14 protein-coding genes are annotated in these 15,464 nt (G+C 63.7%); 5 read left to right on the top strand and 9 right to left on the bottom strand.

Annotated elements, in window-relative coordinates:
* Positions 1-224: 224 nt before the first annotated feature.
* From VLA65_RS07815 to VLA65_RS07805, 3 genes are all read left to right on the top strand, one after another.
* Complete coding sequence (locus VLA65_RS07815) at positions 225-992, top strand: peptidylprolyl isomerase (protein ID WP_442880271.1); 768 nt, start codon at positions 225-227, stop codon at positions 990-992.
* Between the two features lie 65 nt (positions 993-1,057).
* A complete protein-coding gene (locus VLA65_RS07810) occupies positions 1,058-2,656 on the top strand; it encodes a DUF349 domain-containing protein (RefSeq protein WP_332602172.1) in 1,599 nt (532 codons plus the stop codon).
* A gap of 120 nt (positions 2,657-2,776) precedes the next feature.
* Positions 2,777-3,421 carry a type IV toxin-antitoxin system AbiEi family antitoxin gene (locus VLA65_RS07805; RefSeq protein WP_332602171.1) on the top strand — a complete coding sequence of 215 codons (645 nt, stop codon included), beginning with the start codon at positions 2,777-2,779 and terminating at the stop codon, positions 3,419-3,421.
* A 10-nt stretch (positions 3,422-3,431) separates the two neighbouring features.
* Here VLA65_RS07805 and VLA65_RS07800 read toward each other — a convergent pair whose 3' ends face one another.
* From VLA65_RS07800 to pdxT, 9 genes are all read right to left on the bottom strand, one after another.
* Positions 3,432-5,825 carry a RelA/SpoT family protein gene (locus VLA65_RS07800; RefSeq protein WP_272909578.1) on the bottom strand — a complete coding sequence of 798 codons (2,394 nt, stop codon included), beginning with the start codon at positions 5,823-5,825 and terminating at the stop codon, positions 3,432-3,434.
* A 149-nt stretch (positions 5,826-5,974) separates the two neighbouring features.
* Complete coding sequence (gene secF, locus VLA65_RS07795) at positions 5,975-6,988, bottom strand: protein translocase subunit SecF (RefSeq protein ID WP_332602170.1); 1,014 nt, start codon at positions 6,986-6,988, stop codon at positions 5,975-5,977.
* Positions 6,988-8,742 carry a protein translocase subunit SecD gene (gene secD / locus VLA65_RS07790; RefSeq protein ID WP_284989260.1) on the bottom strand — a complete coding sequence of 585 codons (1,755 nt, stop codon included), beginning with the start codon at positions 8,740-8,742 and terminating at the stop codon, positions 6,988-6,990. Before secD ends, secF begins: the two co-directional genes overlap by 1 nt.
* 109 nt (positions 8,743-8,851) lie before the next feature.
* Positions 8,852-9,235: a preprotein translocase subunit YajC gene (yajC, locus tag VLA65_RS07785; RefSeq protein WP_059389206.1), complete on the bottom strand. Its 384-nt coding sequence runs from the start codon at positions 9,233-9,235 to the stop codon at positions 8,852-8,854.
* Positions 9,236-9,425: 190 nt separating this feature from the next.
* On the bottom strand, positions 9,426-10,502 hold the full coding sequence (ruvB, locus tag VLA65_RS07780; RefSeq protein WP_284989259.1) for a Holliday junction branch migration DNA helicase RuvB: 1,077 nt from the start codon (positions 10,500-10,502) through the stop codon (positions 9,426-9,428).
* On the bottom strand, positions 10,495-11,139 hold the full coding sequence (ruvA, locus tag VLA65_RS07775) for a Holliday junction branch migration protein RuvA (RefSeq protein WP_332602169.1): 645 nt from the start codon (positions 11,137-11,139) through the stop codon (positions 10,495-10,497). The genes ruvB and ruvA overlap by 8 nt, the downstream gene beginning before the upstream one ends.
* An 89-nt stretch (positions 11,140-11,228) precedes the next feature.
* Entirely contained in the window at positions 11,229-11,807 is a 579-nt protein-coding gene (gene ruvC, locus VLA65_RS07770) for a crossover junction endodeoxyribonuclease RuvC (RefSeq protein ID WP_078108969.1), read from the bottom strand.
* A gap of 45 nt (positions 11,808-11,852) precedes the next feature.
* Positions 11,853-12,608: a YebC/PmpR family DNA-binding transcriptional regulator gene (locus tag VLA65_RS07765; protein WP_307053979.1), complete on the bottom strand. Its 756-nt coding sequence runs from the start codon at positions 12,606-12,608 to the stop codon at positions 11,853-11,855.
* A gap of 3 nt (positions 12,609-12,611) precedes the next feature.
* Entirely contained in the window at positions 12,612-13,313 is a 702-nt protein-coding gene (pdxT, locus tag VLA65_RS07760; protein WP_059390283.1) for a pyridoxal 5'-phosphate synthase glutaminase subunit PdxT, read from the bottom strand.
* Between the two features lie 101 nt (positions 13,314-13,414).
* On the opposite strand from pdxT, the gene VLA65_RS07755 reads away from it, so the two are divergent.
* Positions 13,415-14,710: a Mur ligase family protein gene (locus VLA65_RS07755; protein ID WP_332602168.1), complete on the top strand. Its 1,296-nt coding sequence runs from the start codon at positions 13,415-13,417 to the stop codon at positions 14,708-14,710.
* On the top strand, positions 14,707-15,456 hold the full coding sequence (locus VLA65_RS07750) for a type 1 glutamine amidotransferase (RefSeq protein ID WP_284989256.1): 750 nt from the start codon (positions 14,707-14,709) through the stop codon (positions 15,454-15,456). Before VLA65_RS07755 ends, VLA65_RS07750 begins: the two co-directional genes overlap by 4 nt.
* Positions 15,457-15,464: the final 8 nt, after the last annotated feature.

The following is a 15,464-nucleotide window of genomic DNA, read 5'->3' as shown; positions in this document are numbered from 1 at the left end:
CCCAGCGCCACGAACCACGGGCCGATTCGGCTCAGGATGGGCTGGCGTCCAGCCAGTCATGCATAAACTATGTGCGGCAGCCAGTTTATGCTTTCGGCGCCTGCACATCTAATGCGGGCGCCCGGGTTCGGCTTGCTTGCGAGGGAAGCTTGTCCAGACAACCAGGAGGACCATTGTCTACAAGGCCGCGGGACAACCGTGAAGCCAAACGGCGCATCAGGCAGATGGAAGCCAAGCGCGAGCTTCGGCGTGCACAGGGCAAGCGCCGCCGCCGGGACAATGTGATCGCGGTCAGCGTGGGTGCCGCCGCCCTGATTGCCGCCGTCGTGCTCCAACTCACGGTGTTCAACTCGAATCCGAGCGAATCGGAGTTCGCAGCGGCCCAAGCCGGGCTGAGTTCGCCGTCCGCCTCTGCCAACCCCTCCGCTTCGGCCGCGGCGACGGGCTCGAATAGCGCCGGCATTCCCAAAGCGGACACGGCCGCAGGTAAGACTTTCACTGGCCAGCTCAGCCTCAATGGAGGGACAGTCGGCGTCGAACTGGATGGCACAACAGCTCCCCAGGCCGCAGCAGTGTTCAAATCCCTCACTGACGCGAGTTATTACAGCGGCCTCAAGTGCCCTCGATTGACTACCGCCGACAATTTCTCGGTGCTGCAGTGCGGAGCCAAGGGGACGGACACCACAGACGACCCCAACTTCCACTGGGGACCACTTGAGAACACCCCGGCGAACAACACCTACCCGGCCGGAACCATCGCCGTCGCCAGGACCGGCAACAACGCCTATGGCAACGGGCACCAGTTCTTCATTGTGTACAAGGACACCGTCATTCCCCCGGACTCCGCCGGCGGGTACACGGTGGTCGGCAAGGTGACGAGCGGCATGGACGTGGTGACGAAGATCGCCCAAGCCGGTACTAATCCGGGGAGCAGCGCCACCGACGGCACCCCTGTGGCAGCTGTCACGATAGACTCGTTTTCTCTGAAGTAACTAGCCCGGACCATGGTCCACGGCGCATTACCTTAGTAATCCCTCCAAGCGAAAGACTTTTAGCGGTGACAGACAGTCAGAAATCCGACGAAACTGCAGTAGTGGCCAACGACGAAGAAACCCAGGCTCCCGTAGCTGAGCAGGCCGGCGTTGCGCCGGTTGCCCCGGTGGCCGACGCGGCAGAACCCGACGCCCCGGTGGCCGACGCGGCAGAACCCGTCGTCCCGGTGGCCGACGCGGCAGAATCCGACGCCCCAGTGGCCGACGCGGCAGAGCCCGCGCCCAAGCCTGCCTCTCCGGCGCCACGTCCGGCCCCCTCGCATGCGCCTTCCCCCGCAGCATTTGCTGCCCGCCCCAAGGCAGCCGCCAGTGTTATTCCGGCCGCGCCGGCAGCCCAGCCTACGGCTGTGTCCCTGGCGGAAGCCGCCAAGTGGGGGCGCGCCGAGGGTGACGGCCACGTCTTCCTGACCATCGACGGCGAAGAGCAGCCGGTGGGACAGTACCCGGGAGTGAGCACCGACGAGGCGCTGGCATACTTCGCCCGGAAGTACGACGACGTTGTTGCGCAGATCGTTTTGATGGAACACCGCGTGGAGTCCAAGGCCCCGGCCACGGACATGCAGAAGACGGTCGAGCACCTGCGTGAGCAGCTGGCAGAGCGAAACATGGTGGGCGACATCCGCACTGCCGAGGCTCGACTCGATGCCTTGGCTGGACAGATTTCCGAGTTGGAGAAGTCCGAGAAAGCTGCACACGACGCCGCACGATCCGCGGAGCTCGCGGCACGCGAGGCGATCGTCGCCGAAGCCGAATCCATCGCATCCCAGGATCCGTCCCAGGTCCAGTGGAAGACGTCCAGCGCCCGCATGAACGAACTCTTCGAGAGCTGGAAGACAGCCCAGAAGAACGGCATCCGGCTTGGACGAAGCAACGAGGACGCGCTGTGGAAGCGGTTCCGCTCGGCCCGTACCGTCTTTGACCGCCACCGCCGTGCGTACTTCTCCCAATTGGACAGCACCAACTCGGCGGCCAAGGTCGCCAAGGAACAGCTGATCGTCGAGGCCGAAGCCCTCTCCAGTTCCACGGATTGGGGATTCGCCGCCGGCGAATACCGCCGTCTCATGGACCAGTGGAAGGCTACGCCTCGCGCCAGCCGCAAGGATGACGACGCCCTCTGGCTCCGTTTCCGTGCCGCGCAGGACGTATTCTTCAGCAACCGCCAGGCTGCCAACGACGAGATCGACCAGCAGTACACGGCAAACCTTGCCGTCAAGGAAGAGCTCGTTGTCGAGGCACAGGCCCTGCTGCCGATCACGGACCTCAATGCTGCCAAGAAGGCCCTGCAGTCCATCCGCGACCGCTGGGAAGAAGCCGGCAAGGTCCCCCGCGCCGACATGGGCAGGATCGAAGCCGGCCTTCGCAAGGTTGAGGACGCCGTCCGCGACGCCGAAGAGGACAAATGGCGCCGGAGCAACCCGGAGACGAAGGCCCGCACCAACAGCGCCTTGTCGCAGCTGGAAGCGGCTATCGCCGGCCTGAGGGAAGACCTGGAAAAGGCCGAAAAGGCCGGAGACCAGCGCCGCATCAAGAACGCCCGTGAGGCCCTTGAAGCACGAGAGGCCTGGCTTGACCAGATCCAGCGTTCGGCAAGCGATCTCGCGTAGTAGTAGTTGTAGTAGTTGTAGTAGTAGTAGTAGAGCTTGAACCAACAGGCCCCGTGCCGGTTATCCACATAACCGGCACGGGGCCTGTTCCCGTTGCGGCAGCCACGCGATGATTGCTGAATGGCCCCGAGATTACCGCCTCCGCAGCAACAGGACTTCCCTGCCCAAGAGCTGTACGCGCCCAGCCCGCAGTTCACGTGGGCCGAGCTTCAATCAATGGCTACGGACGGCGTGCTCACACCACTCTACGAGAAGAGCTTCACTCCCTCGGGGCTGGATGTCACGCCTCGGCTCCGAGCCCGCGCGGCCGCCCTGGTGGTTCCGGATCGCATTCGCAGGAAGGTCATCGCGGGGCGCATGACGGCGGCCTGGATTTACGGTTGCGCGGATGCCCCAGAGAGGCTTTCGCTCCTCGTGGACGCCAAACACCGTATATCGAGCTTGCGTTCGGCCCGCGGCTGTATCCTGCACGAAGTCCGTTTGGGCCAGCTGGACGTGGTCAGCATCGGCGGGCTGCTCGTGACCAGTCCCCTGCGGACGGCCGTGGATGTGGCCCTACACGTAGAAGCCAGCAGGGCCTTGCCCGCACTGCGGATGCTGCTGTCCCGGGATGAATTGGGCGTCCGGCTGCGGCTCTTGACCCTCGCGGTGGAGGCGTCCACGAGGGTGCCCCACAAGAAGGCTGCACTGCGCAAGATTGCCGCGTTGGCTCGGACCGCTGACCCGCTGTCTTCCGACGTCTTGCCGCCTAAGGTAGCCGCCTGAGTTGCTAGGTTCAGCTTCTCCTGCGGTTGCCCGTGGTCCGGTAGACGTCAAAGACCCCGTCGATCCTGCGCACGGCACTGAGCACGTGGTGAAGGTACTTCGGATCGCCCATTTCGAACGCGAAGCGGGAGATGGCTACCCGGTCGCTGGAGGTATGCACGGAAGCAGCCAGGATGTTGACGTGGTTTTCCGAAAGCACGCGGGTGACATCCGAAAGCAACGACTTCCGGTCCAAGGCTTCCACCTGGATCTCCACCAGGAAGACGCTGGATTGGGTCGGAGCCCATTCAACCTCGACGATGCGATCGGGCTGGTCACGGAGGTCCGAGACATTCGTACAGTCCGTGCGGTGTACCGACACCCCCGAGCCGCGGGTCACGAACCCGAGGATCGGATCAGGCGGTACCGGCGTGCAGCAGCGGGCCAGCTTTACCCAGACATCCCCCACGCCGCGGACAATGACGCCGGAGTCCGAGTACCGGGTCTTCTGGAGTTGCGAGGGAATGCTGACTTCGTCCAGGTCCTCATCGGGCGTCTCATGCCCACCGAGGTGCTCCATGAGCTTTTCCATGACGGACTGCGCCGAAGTGTGCCCGTCTCCGACGCCGGCATACAGTCCGGAAATGTCGACGTAGTGGAATTCCTCGGCCACCGTGGACAAGGCGTCATGTGTCATGAGACGTTGCAGGGGCAGGTTCTGCTTACGCATGGCGCGGGTCAGCTGGTCCTTGCCGCGCTCGATGGCCTCTTCGCGCCGTTCCTTGCTGAACCACTGCCGGATCTTGTTGCGCGCCCGGGCGCTTTTGACGAAATGCTGCCAGTCCTGGCTCGGTCCTGCGCCCTCGGCCTTGGAGGTGAAGATCTCCACCCAGTCGCCGTGATTGAGTTCACTGTTGAGCGGAACCAGCTTGCCGTTGACGCGCGCACCGATGGTCCGGTGACCCACTTCGGTGTGCACCGCGTAGGCGAAGTCCACCGGTGTCGATCCTGCGGGAAGGGCCATGACCTCGCCCTTGGGGGTGAAGACGAACACTTCCCGGGCATTGATTTCAAAACGCAGCGAGTCCAGGAATTCGCCCGGATCCGATGTTTCCTGCTGCCAGTCGACCAGGGAACGCAACCAGCCCATGTCGCCGTCCTTGGGGCTCCCCGGACCTACGGCGGTCCGGTTGGGCTGGTCCTTGTACTTCCAGTGTGCCGCCACGCCATACTCGGCACGGCGATGCATTTCGTGGGTACGGATCTGGATCTCAACGGGCTTGCCCCCGGGCCCGATGACGGTGGTGTGCAAGGACTGGTACATGTTGAACTTCGGCATGGCGATGTAGTCCTTGAACCGTCCCGGAAGGGGGTTCCAGCGCGAATGCAAGGTGCCAAGAGCCGCGTAACAGTCACGGACGGAATCCACGAGGACACGCACGCCCATGAGGTCGTTGATGTCGTCGAAGTCCTTGTCCCGGACAATCATCTTTTGGTAGATCGAGTAGTAATGCTTGGGGCGGCCCGTGATGGTGGCCTTGATGCGGGCGACGCGCAGGTCTTCGGCAATCTGGTTGCGGATGACGCTCAGGCTCTTCTCGCGCTCTGGAGTGCGGTCCCCCACCATCCGGACGATTTCTTCATACACCTTCGGGTACAAGGCGGCGAAGGAAAGATCCTCAAGTTCCCATTTGATGGTGTTCATACCAAGGCGGTGGGCCAGCGGCGCAAAGATCTCAAGTGTTTCGCGCGCTTTGCGGGCGGAAGATTCAGCGGAAACAAAGCGCCACGTACGGGCGTTGTGCAGCCGGTCCGCCAGCTTGATCATCAGTACCCGGATGTCCTTGGCCATGGCCACGACCATCTTGCGGACGGTCTCGGACTGTGCGGCCTCACCGAATTGGACTTTGTCGAGCTTGGTGACGCCGTCCACGAGCATCGCGACCTCGGGGCCGAAATCACGCGTCAGGTCAGCGAGGGTGTAGGGAGTGTCCTCCACGGTGTCGTGCAGGAGTGCAGCAGCAAGGGTTGTGCCTGTGAGGCCCAGCTCGGCCAGGATCGTGGCCACCGCAACGGGGTGGGTGATGTACGGATCGCCGCTCTTCCGCTTCTGGCCCTGATGGCTGCGCTCTGCCACGGTAAAGGCCCGCTGGATGAGATCGAGGTCTTCTTTGGGGTTGTTGGCCCTGACGGTCCGCAGGAGCGGTTCGAGGATGGGCGAATAGGTGCTCGTGCCCCGTCCTGTCAACTTCGCCAGCCTGGAGCGCGTCCGCTCGCGTCGTCCGGGGAACGTCGGGCGCACGCCCGGGCTGTCCACGGGCACACCGTCCACGGTGCTTCCCGTAGCTGCAGTTGCGGTGCCGGGCACGCGGCTCAGGCCGTCCTCTCCGCCCGCCGGCGGCGCCGACGTCGTACGTTCCTCCACAAAAGCACCTCTCACGACTGACTTAATTCTCCCAGTCTATTCCCGCTGGTGAGCTCTCCAAGAACCGGTACCCAGATGACGGAGCCGGGAACGCAAAAGGGCCGGTCACCACTTTTCGGCGGTGACCGGCCCTTCAAGGGGAAACGAGGCTAAACGGCCGCTGCTTCCGAGTTCGCGCTGATGGCTGCCGCGCGCCGGGTCGCCACCTTCTTGGCCTGCTTCTGCAGCTCGGGTTCGCTCTGGCGCAGCCACGCGTAGAGCGGAGCCGCGATGAAGATCGTCGCCGCCGTACCGATCAGGATGCCGACGAACAAGGCGAGGGACAGGTCGCGGAGCGTGCCGGCGCCCAACAGTCCGGCGCCGATGAACAGAATCGCGGCGACCGGCAATACTGCCACCATCATGGTGTTGATGGAGCGCACCAGGGTTTGGTTGACGGCAAGGTTGACCTCTTCGGCGAAAGTGCGCCGGCTGGAGGTCGCGATGTCCGAGGTGTTTTCACGGATCTTGTCGAAAACCACCACGGTGTCGTACAGGGAGTAGCTGAGGACCGTCAGGAAGCCGATGATGGCCGACGGTGTCACCTCGAAATCGCTCAAGGAGTAGACACCGGCCGTAGTGAACATCGTGACCAGCATGCCGGCAAGGGCAGAAACCGACATCTTCCAGGTGCGGAAGTACAACGCCATCAAAAGAGCGGCCAGCCCAACGAACACCGCGAGGCCGATCAGGGCCTGCTTGGTGACATCCTGCCCCCAGGTGGGGCCGATGAAGGTCGAGGTGACCTGGTTTTCGGTCACGCCGTAGGCCTTCGCGAGATCCGTCTTGATCTTGATGGTCTGGTCATCGCTGAGTTTGTCGGTCTGGATGCGCATAGTGCTACCAGCGACGTTGGCGACGCGCGGAACGGCACCAGCAACGACGTCGTGGACTGCCTTCTCGCCCGGGGCGGATTCGGTGGTCTTCACGTTGGACACCGTGAACTCGGAGCCGCCCCGGAAGTCGATTCCGAGGTTGTACCCGCCCTTGACCACCGGCAGGAGGATGGAGATCGCCACCGCTACTGCGGCGATGATGAACCAGATCTTCTTGCTGGAAACGAAGTTGTAAGAACGCTTGCCCGTGTAGAGCTCGTTGCCGAACTTTGCGAAGCTCGTGGTCATTACTTCTCCTCCTTGGTGCCGTTGGAAGAACCAGTCAACTGGGCCTGCTTCTCGGCAAGCCGGCGTTCGGCGATGGTCATGCGGCGCTCGGCTTCAGCGGCAGCACCGGTGTTGCGGGCGCGCACGACGGCGGGCTTCTCCGTTGGCGTGCGGAGCCGGCCGGCACCGCGGTACAGCGGCACGGCGCCCAGTCGCTCAGGGTCGAGGCCGGAGAAGCGGTGCCCCTCGCCGAAGAACTTGGTCCGGGCCAGCACCTGGAGCGTGGGGTGCGTGAACATGAACACGACCAGGAGGTCTGCCAGCGCGGTGAGGCCAAGGGTGAAGGCGAAGCCGCGGACGTTTCCAACAGCGACGAAGTACAGCACCAAGGCCGCGAGCAGGTTGACGGCCTTGGACGCGAGGACCGTGCGCTTGGCGCGCTTCCAACCGTTAGCGACGGCGGACACGAGGCCCTTGCCCTCACGAAGTTCGTCACGGATGCGTTCGAAGTACACGATGAAGGAGTCGGCTGTCTGGCCAATGGCCACGATAAGACCTGCCACACCGGCAAGGGACAGCCGGTAGTTTTCAGTCCAGCCGAGGATCGCGATGGCTAGGTATGTCAGTCCACCGGCCACAACGAGCGAGAGGATGGTGACAAAGCCCAAGGCCCGGTACTGGAAGAGCGAATAGACCACCACGAGCAGGAGCCCGATCACACCGGCCATCAGGCCAAGACGAAGCTGCTCGCCACCGAGGGTGGCGGAAATCTGTTCCTCGGACTGGATATCGAAGCTGATGGGCAAAGCGCCGTAGCGAAGCTGGTCCGACAACGCCTGTGCCGAGGCCTGCGTGAAGTTACCCGTGATCTGCGGCTTGCCATCGGTAATGACTGCGAGGGCACGCGGCGCGGAAATAACCTGGTCATCCAGGACGATGGCGAACTGCGCCTTGGGGTCGTTGCCGCCCTGCGCCTGCGATGCCACGTAGAACTGGTTGAGCCTCTGCGTAACGTCCTTGAAAGTCTTGGTGGCGTTGGCATCGAACGTGATGGTCACGCCCCACGCATTGGTGACCGAGCCCTGCGCGCCCTGGACGGGATCGAAGGAGGACGACACGATGTCCTGGCCCTTCACTTCGACCGGGCCAAGGATGTACTTGACGGCAGGAGTCTTGGCCGTTGCCGGCTCGCAGGTCACCAGCGGCTTGGCGGGATCCGACCGCGGCTGCTTATCCTGGGCCGGGTTGACGCAGTCCAAGGCTTCGAAGGCCTTGTAGACGTCGGCTGTGACCCAGTTGCTGTCGCTGGCGTTGGTCGGCGCAGCGGTGGGCTTGGGCAGGCTCGCGTCCGGCGTGCGGGATGCGACCGGAACGGCCGCAGGGTCACCGGTGGTGATCACTGGGCGGAAGTTCATGTCGGCAGATGCCTGGATCAGGGCACGGGTTTCCGAACTTGGCGTACCGGGAAGGCTTACCACGACGTTACGGCCGGACTGCGTGGTGATTTCCGCTTCGGCGACACCGGAGCTGTCAACGCGTTGGCGGATAATCGCGACGGCCTGGTTCAACTGTTCTTCGTTGATGCCGGTTGATCCTTCGACCTTGGGCGCGAGAATCATTTGCGTGCCGCCCTCGAGGTCAAGCGCGAGCTTTGGGGCCCAGCTGGCGTGACCAGTGATGACGCCGCCACCGAGGACTGCTGTCAGTACAGCGAATATTGCGACAAGCCAGATCAGCACCCTGCGGGCTGCATTTTTGTGGCCGGTTCGTGCCATGTTCGATCTTCCTGTTGATGACGGAACAGCCGCCGACGTGCACGGGTGAGCGCAGGCCGGCGGCGATTCATTGCCGTAGAACTATTCCCGCTTGTAGAGCGGGTACGGGCTAGTTGTCCTTCTTGCCCTCGTCGTTGAGGCGCTTGAGGGTCTCGTCCGGGGTCTCCGCGGATGCAGATGCATCGGCATCCGCGGCCGTCAGCGATGACGCGTCGTCCGGAACGTCAACTGCGGCCTCCTCGGCGGGCTCAACGATCTTGGTGACGGCCTGGCGGTGCACCGTGGCGAGGTTGCCCGGGGACAGTTCCAGGACAACCTTGTTCTCGGCGTCGTCCATCGAGACGATTCGGCCGAACAGTCCGAAACTGGTCATGACGTCAACGCCGGGGGCAAACTGGGACTGCAGCTTGGCCTGCTGTTGCTGCGTCTTCTTGTTGCGGCGGAACATCATGAAGATGAAGACGCCGAGCATGGCGAACAGCAGGATTGTCATTGGATCCACAGGGAAGTTCCGTTCTTTACTTACGTTTTTGGTTTCACGGCCATGTCTGCCCGGTGGATCCGGCGGCCGTGGAGCTTTCGCCCACTTGGCCGCACAATGCTCCGACGGGCGGGCACAGAACCAAGGACTCGAACGTGCCGAGTGTCATACCAGTCTAGAGGGTTAAGCTGAATGGATCGTGCTAACGGCCGGTGTCGATGCTTTCCGCCCCGTTTTCGCTATCCTCGAACAACGCCAGCGGGTCCTGCCCGAACACTCCTGGCGGCACGGCGTATCCGAGGTGCGTCCAGGCTGACGCCATGGCAATCCTGCCGCGCGGCGTCCGTCCCAAGAGGCCTTCGCGCACCAGGTACGGCTCAGCGACCGTTTCGACGGTCTCCGGTTCCTCCCCCACGGCGATAGCGAGGGTGGAGAGCCCTACGGGACCGCCGTTGAACTTGAGGATCAGGGCTTCCAGCACAGCACGGTCCAGGCGATCCAAGCCACGCTGGTCCACCTCGTACATGTCCAACGCAGCGGAGGCGGCACGGGCATCGATTTGTTCGATGCCGTGTACCAAAGCCCAGTCCCGGACACGGCGAAGCAGCCGGTTGGCGATACGCGGGGTTCCGCGGGAACGGCCCGCGATCTCGCTGAAGCCTGCCGAGTTGACCTTCAGGTCAAGCAGTCCGGCCGAGCGGCGCAGTACCAGTTCCAGCTCCGCCACTGAGTAGAACTCCAGGTGCCCGGTAAAACCAAAGCGGTCACGCAGCGGTCCAGGCAGCAGGCCGGCCCGCGTGGTGGCGCCCACGAGGGTGAAGGGCGGCAGCTCAAGCGGAATGGCAGTGGCGCCTGCGCCCTTGCCCACCACGATGTCCACCCGGAAGTCTTCCATGGCCATGTACAGCATTTCCTCTGCGGGCCGGGACATCCGGTGGATTTCGTCGAGGAAGAGCACTTCGCCTTCAGAAAGCGAGGAGAGGATGGCCGCAAGGTCTCCGGCGTGCTGGATGGCCGGCCCGCTGCTAATGCGCAAGGGAGCGTTCATCTCGGCGGCGATAATCATGGAGAGAGTGGTCTTGCCGAGCCCAGGAGGGCCCGAAAGCAGGACGTGGTCCGCGCTGCGGCCGCGCATCCTCGAGGCTTCCAGCACGAGCGAGAGTTGCTTTCGGACACGGTGCTGGCCTACGAAGTCGTGGAGGTTCTTCGGGCGAAGTGCGGCTTCGATGATGCGCTCTTCGGGTTCCTCCCCCCCGGTAACGAGGGACTGCTCAGCCACGGCTGCCTACCCGGTTTCCGGCGCGGGCGCCGTCCTGCCCGAGCCAGCGAAGGGTTGCGCGCAGGATCTGGGCGACGTTGCCGGCGTCGGCAAGTTCCGGGGAATCGGCCATTGCCTTGTCGATGCTGCCGGCAGCGTCCTTCTCCGACCAGCCCAGGCTCGTCATCGCGGCGACCACCTGCGGCTTCCAGACAGACTCGGCCGCGACGGCGGGGGCGGCCCCGGGCGCGGTGCCGTGGGGAACGAGTTTGCCCGCCAGTTCCAGGACGATCCTGCCGGCCACTTTCGGGCCGATACCGGGGACCTTGGTGAATGACTTGGCATCACCGGAATGCGCGGCCACCCGGATCGCCTCGGGCTCGTGGACGGCCAGGACTGCAAGGGCGAGGCGCGGCCCCACCCCGCTCACACTGAGCAGGACATCGAAAACTTCGCGTTCGTCGTCGTTCGAGAAACCAAAGAGCGTCAGGGAGTCCTCCCGGACGATCAACGAAGTGAACAGCTTCGCTTCGTCGCCGACGTGCAGGTGGCTGAGGGTTTGGGGCGTGGCGTAGACGCTCATACCGGCGCCGTTGAGATCGATGACGGCCGTGGAGAGACTGACGTGTGCCACGGTTCCGCGGAGAAAACTGATCAAGACCCGGCTCCTGAAGTACTGCCCCGCGCATGCTGCGCCGCGGGCTATCCGAACATATCTACGAATACCCTAGCAAGGGCCACCGACAATTACCGGGCGCGGCGCGCTTTCGCTTCGGCTTCAGCCCAGGCTCGCTGGGCGGGCGTCAATGCGCTGCTCCCCGGTCCGGTGGTGGCAACTGCGGCACCGCTGCCGGCCCGCCACGCGTGGGTGACAGCGAGGGCCAACGCGTCCGCGGCGTCGGCCGGGCGGGGCGGGGCGTCAAGACGAAGGATCTTGGTGATGAGTTTCGTCACCGCTTCCTTGTTGGAGGTGCCGCTTCCCGTCACGGCGGCTTTGACCTCCGACGGCGTGTGGAGCGCCACCGGGATGCCCCGCCGCGCGGCGGCCGCGATGACGACGCCGGATGCCTGGGCAACGCCCATGACCGTACTGACGTTCAACTGGGAGAAGACCCGTTCGACCGCGAGAACGTCGGGTTTATAGAGGTCCAGCCATTCATCGATGGCCTTGGCTATGACCAGCAGTCGCTGGTCCAATGATTGCTCCGGGGAGGTTCCCACGACGCAGACAGCCACCATCGTGGCGCGGCGGTTCCGTTCGACGTCGACCACTCCGATGCCGCAACGGGTGAGGCCCGGATCGACTCCCAATACGCGAAGAGTCAAGTCCGGGCCTCCCTGTTTGTTGTGAAGCTGTGTGGCAAGCGGGCGCTACTCGGCTTCGAGCGCAGCCTGGACTTCCTCGCTCATGTCCGCGTTGGTATAAACGTTCTGGACGTCGTCGAGATCCTCGAGGGCGTCGACGAGCTTCATGAACTTCTTGGCACCGTCAAGGTCCAGCGGCACCTGCATGGACGGGACGAATTCAGCTTCGTCCGTGTCGTATTCGATGCCGGCCTCCGTGAGGGCTTCGCGGATTGCCGGGAGATCGGTGGGTTCCGAGTGGATCTCCCAGTTGTCGCCATTGTCCTTGACTTCTTCTGCGCCGGCGTCGAGCACTGCCATCAGGATGTCGTCTTCGCTGAGCCCGTTCTTGGGCAGGTTGACGACGCCCTTGCGGGTGAAGAGGTAGCTCACGGAGCCGGGATCGGCGATAGTGCCGCCGTTGCGGGAAATCGCCAGGCGGACCTCGGAGGCGGCACGGTTCTTGTTGTCCGTGAGGCACTCGATCAGGAGGGCGGAACCCTGCGGGCCGCGAGCCTCGTACATGATCTCCGTGTAGTCGACCACTTCGCCGGTGAGGCCGGCTCCGCGCTTGATGGCGCGGTCGATGTTGTCGGCGGGGACCGAGGTCTTCTTGGCTTTGGTCACAGCCAGTTCGAGGCTCGGGTTGCCGGCAAGGTCCGGTCCGCCCATGCGGGCCGCGACTTCGATGTTCTTGATCAGTTTGGCGAACGACTTGGCCCGGCGGCTATCGAGGATGGCCTTCTTGTGCTTGGTCGTCGCCCATTTGGAGTGGCCTGACATGCTTTAAACTTCCCCTCTGATCATTCGAATAAACAATTCATGCACGCGCTTCTCCCCAGTCACTTCCGGGTGGAAGGAGGTGGCCAGCAACCGACCTGAGCGCACTGCAACAATTCTAGCCAACCCGTGCAAAGTGTCCGTGTGGGTCGCTTTGCCCGGTTCCACCTGCGCAAGGATTTCGACGCCGGGTCCGACCCGTTCCACCCACGGTCCGCGGATGAAGACGGCGTGGACGGGGTCGACGCCGGACTCGCCTGCGCTGAACTCGAGGCCTTTGAAGTCAAGATCGGTTTCGAAGGACTCGCGCTGCCGGCCGAAGGCATTGCGACGGACCGTGATGTCCAATCCACCGAAAGTCTGCTGCGGATTTCCGGCGAGGTCCGTGGCGGGATCGGCGATGTCGTCCGCCAGCAGGATCATGCCGGCGCAGGATCCATACACCGGCAGCCCGGACGCGATCTGCTTGCGGATGGGATCGGCGAGTTCGAAGATCCGCGCCAGCTTGTCGATGGTAGTCGACTCGCCGCCGGGAATGATGAGGCCGTCAATGTCGTCGAGCTCCGCCGGACGCCGGATGCCGACGCCGGTGGCACCGGCCGCTTCGACGGCGTGGATGTGCTCACGAAAATCGCCTTGTAGTGCGAGGACGCCGATGCGCAGGCCAGCGCCCACGCTTGATGACGCCTCGGAAGGGGGATTGGTCATTCGACCATCATAATGCGCTGCCACTGCCGGGCTTGCGCCGGCAACCCGATCGCGGCTTTACGGCACGTGGTTTATGCACCAACTGGGATATATTACAGAGCATGTTTTCGTTCACCGTTCCACTCGGCAAGCTGGTCCGTGCTGTGTCCCGGCTGCGCGGCGGGGGTTCGGCTTTGCCCGGCCTCGTGGTCGAGAAGATCGACCCCGGCTTCATGCAGAGGACGCTGTCCTCGCTCCCCCACGGTGTGGCGGTGGTGAGCGGAACCAACGGCAAGACGACCACCACAAAAATGGTGGTGGAGCTCCTGGAAAGCCAGGGCTTGAAGGTCTTCACCAACCGGACGGGCAGCAACTTCACCCGTGGCGTTGCGGCCGCTCTCCTGGGTGAGGTGGACTGGCGCGGCAGGTTGGACGCCGACGTCGCGGTGTTGGAACTCGACGAGGCACACGCCGTGCATTTCGTGAACAAGGTGCCGCCGCGCTATTGCCTTCTCCTCAACGTCCTGCGCGACCAACTGGACCGTTTCGGCGAAATCGACACCACGGCGCTACTCCTCCAGCGCATCGCCGAGCGAACCACCGGGACCGTGGTCCTGAACCGCGAGGATCCCCGGGTCGCCCGTATTGCCGGAGCCGTGAGCGGCCCCGAGGTGCTCTACTTCGGATTGGACGAATCGCTCCGCAGCACCTTCCCGAACGACGACGACATGCGGGCCGCGGCTCCGGAAACCAGCCCCCGCGGTGAGGTCCCCGCATCCCCGGCGGCCGACGTCGTGCTCCGCCGGGTCGGTACCGACGACGCCGACTTCGAGTTCGACGGAACCCTTGTGTCCACGCACATGAAACTCCGCGGCGTCTACAACATCTTCAATGCCGCGGCCGCGTTGGTCCTCGCCAGGAGCATCACCGGGGCAAGCGGGCGGCCCGGCGACTCCGCCAAGCTGGTCAAGGCGCTCTCCGAAGTGGCTCCGGCGTTTGGCCGCGGGGAGAGCCTGACGGTGGACGGCCAGCCTTTTGAGTTGGTCCTCGTGAAGAACCCGAGCGGTTTCCGCCTGGGCCTGAAGTCTTTCCCGGCGAAGGGCTACGCGTCCATGATCGCCATCAATGACAACTATGCCGACGGCCGGGACATGTCGTGGCTTTGGGACGTTGAATTCGACTCCCTGCGCGAGGACGGTGTCGAGGTCGTCACCGGCGTCCGTGCCTATGACATGGCACTGCGCCTCCAGTACGACGAGGTCCACTTCGGCTCAGTGGACACCGACATCACTGCGGCCTTGGCCGAATTCATCCGGGGTTCGGCCGGCAAACCGAAACGCGTATTCTGCACGTACACCGCGATGTTGGCCATCCGGCGCGAACTCTCCAAAATCACCACAGTAGAGGTGGTCTCATGACCCCGGCCGAAGGTACCGCTCACACTAGCAAGGGCACCATCCGGGTCCTGCAGCTGTACCCCCGGGACATGAACATCTACGGGGACTGGGGCAACGCACTCGTCTTGCGGCAGCGCCTGCTCTGGCACGGTTACACGCCCGAACTCCTTGAATACAATGTGGGCGACGACTTCCCCGAAGATGTCGATCTCATTGTCGGCGGTGGCGGCCAGGACAGCGGCCAGGTAGTCATCCAGGACGATCTCCAGTCACGCGGCGAGCAACTGCGCGGGATGGCCGAGGACGGAACGCCCATGCTGGTCATTTGCGGGCTCTACCAGCTTTTCGGCAAGTTCTTCAAGACGAAGAGCGGACCTGTTATCCCCGGTATCGGCATCCTTGACGTCGAGACCATCGGTACGGACGAACGCCTCATCGGAAACGTCACGCTCACTTCACCCGAGTTCGGGGAAATCATGGGCTACGAAAACCACAGCGGACAGACCTCCCTGGGTGCCGGCGTCGAGCCGCTCGGCACCGTGTCCAAGGGCGCCGGCAACAACAGCAAAGACAACCACGAAGGCGCCAGGCACCGGAATGTGGTTGCCAGCTACTTGCACGGTTCCCTGTTGCCCAAGAATCCGGCCATCGCCGATTTCCTGATCCGGACCGCCGTCGAACGCAAGTACGGTACTTTCGTCCCCGGAACGCCCGACGACGACTTTGCCCGCCTCGCGCGCGAACACGCAGCGCGGCGGCCGCGCTAACACGGGGA

It is taken from the genome of Arthrobacter sp. S2(2024) (genome assembly GCF_036662515.1).
Taxonomy (GTDB): Bacteria; Actinomycetota; Actinomycetes; order Actinomycetales; family Micrococcaceae; genus Arthrobacter.
Note: the sequence above shows the minus strand (reverse complement) of the source record. Positions and strands in the feature narration are given on the sequence as shown.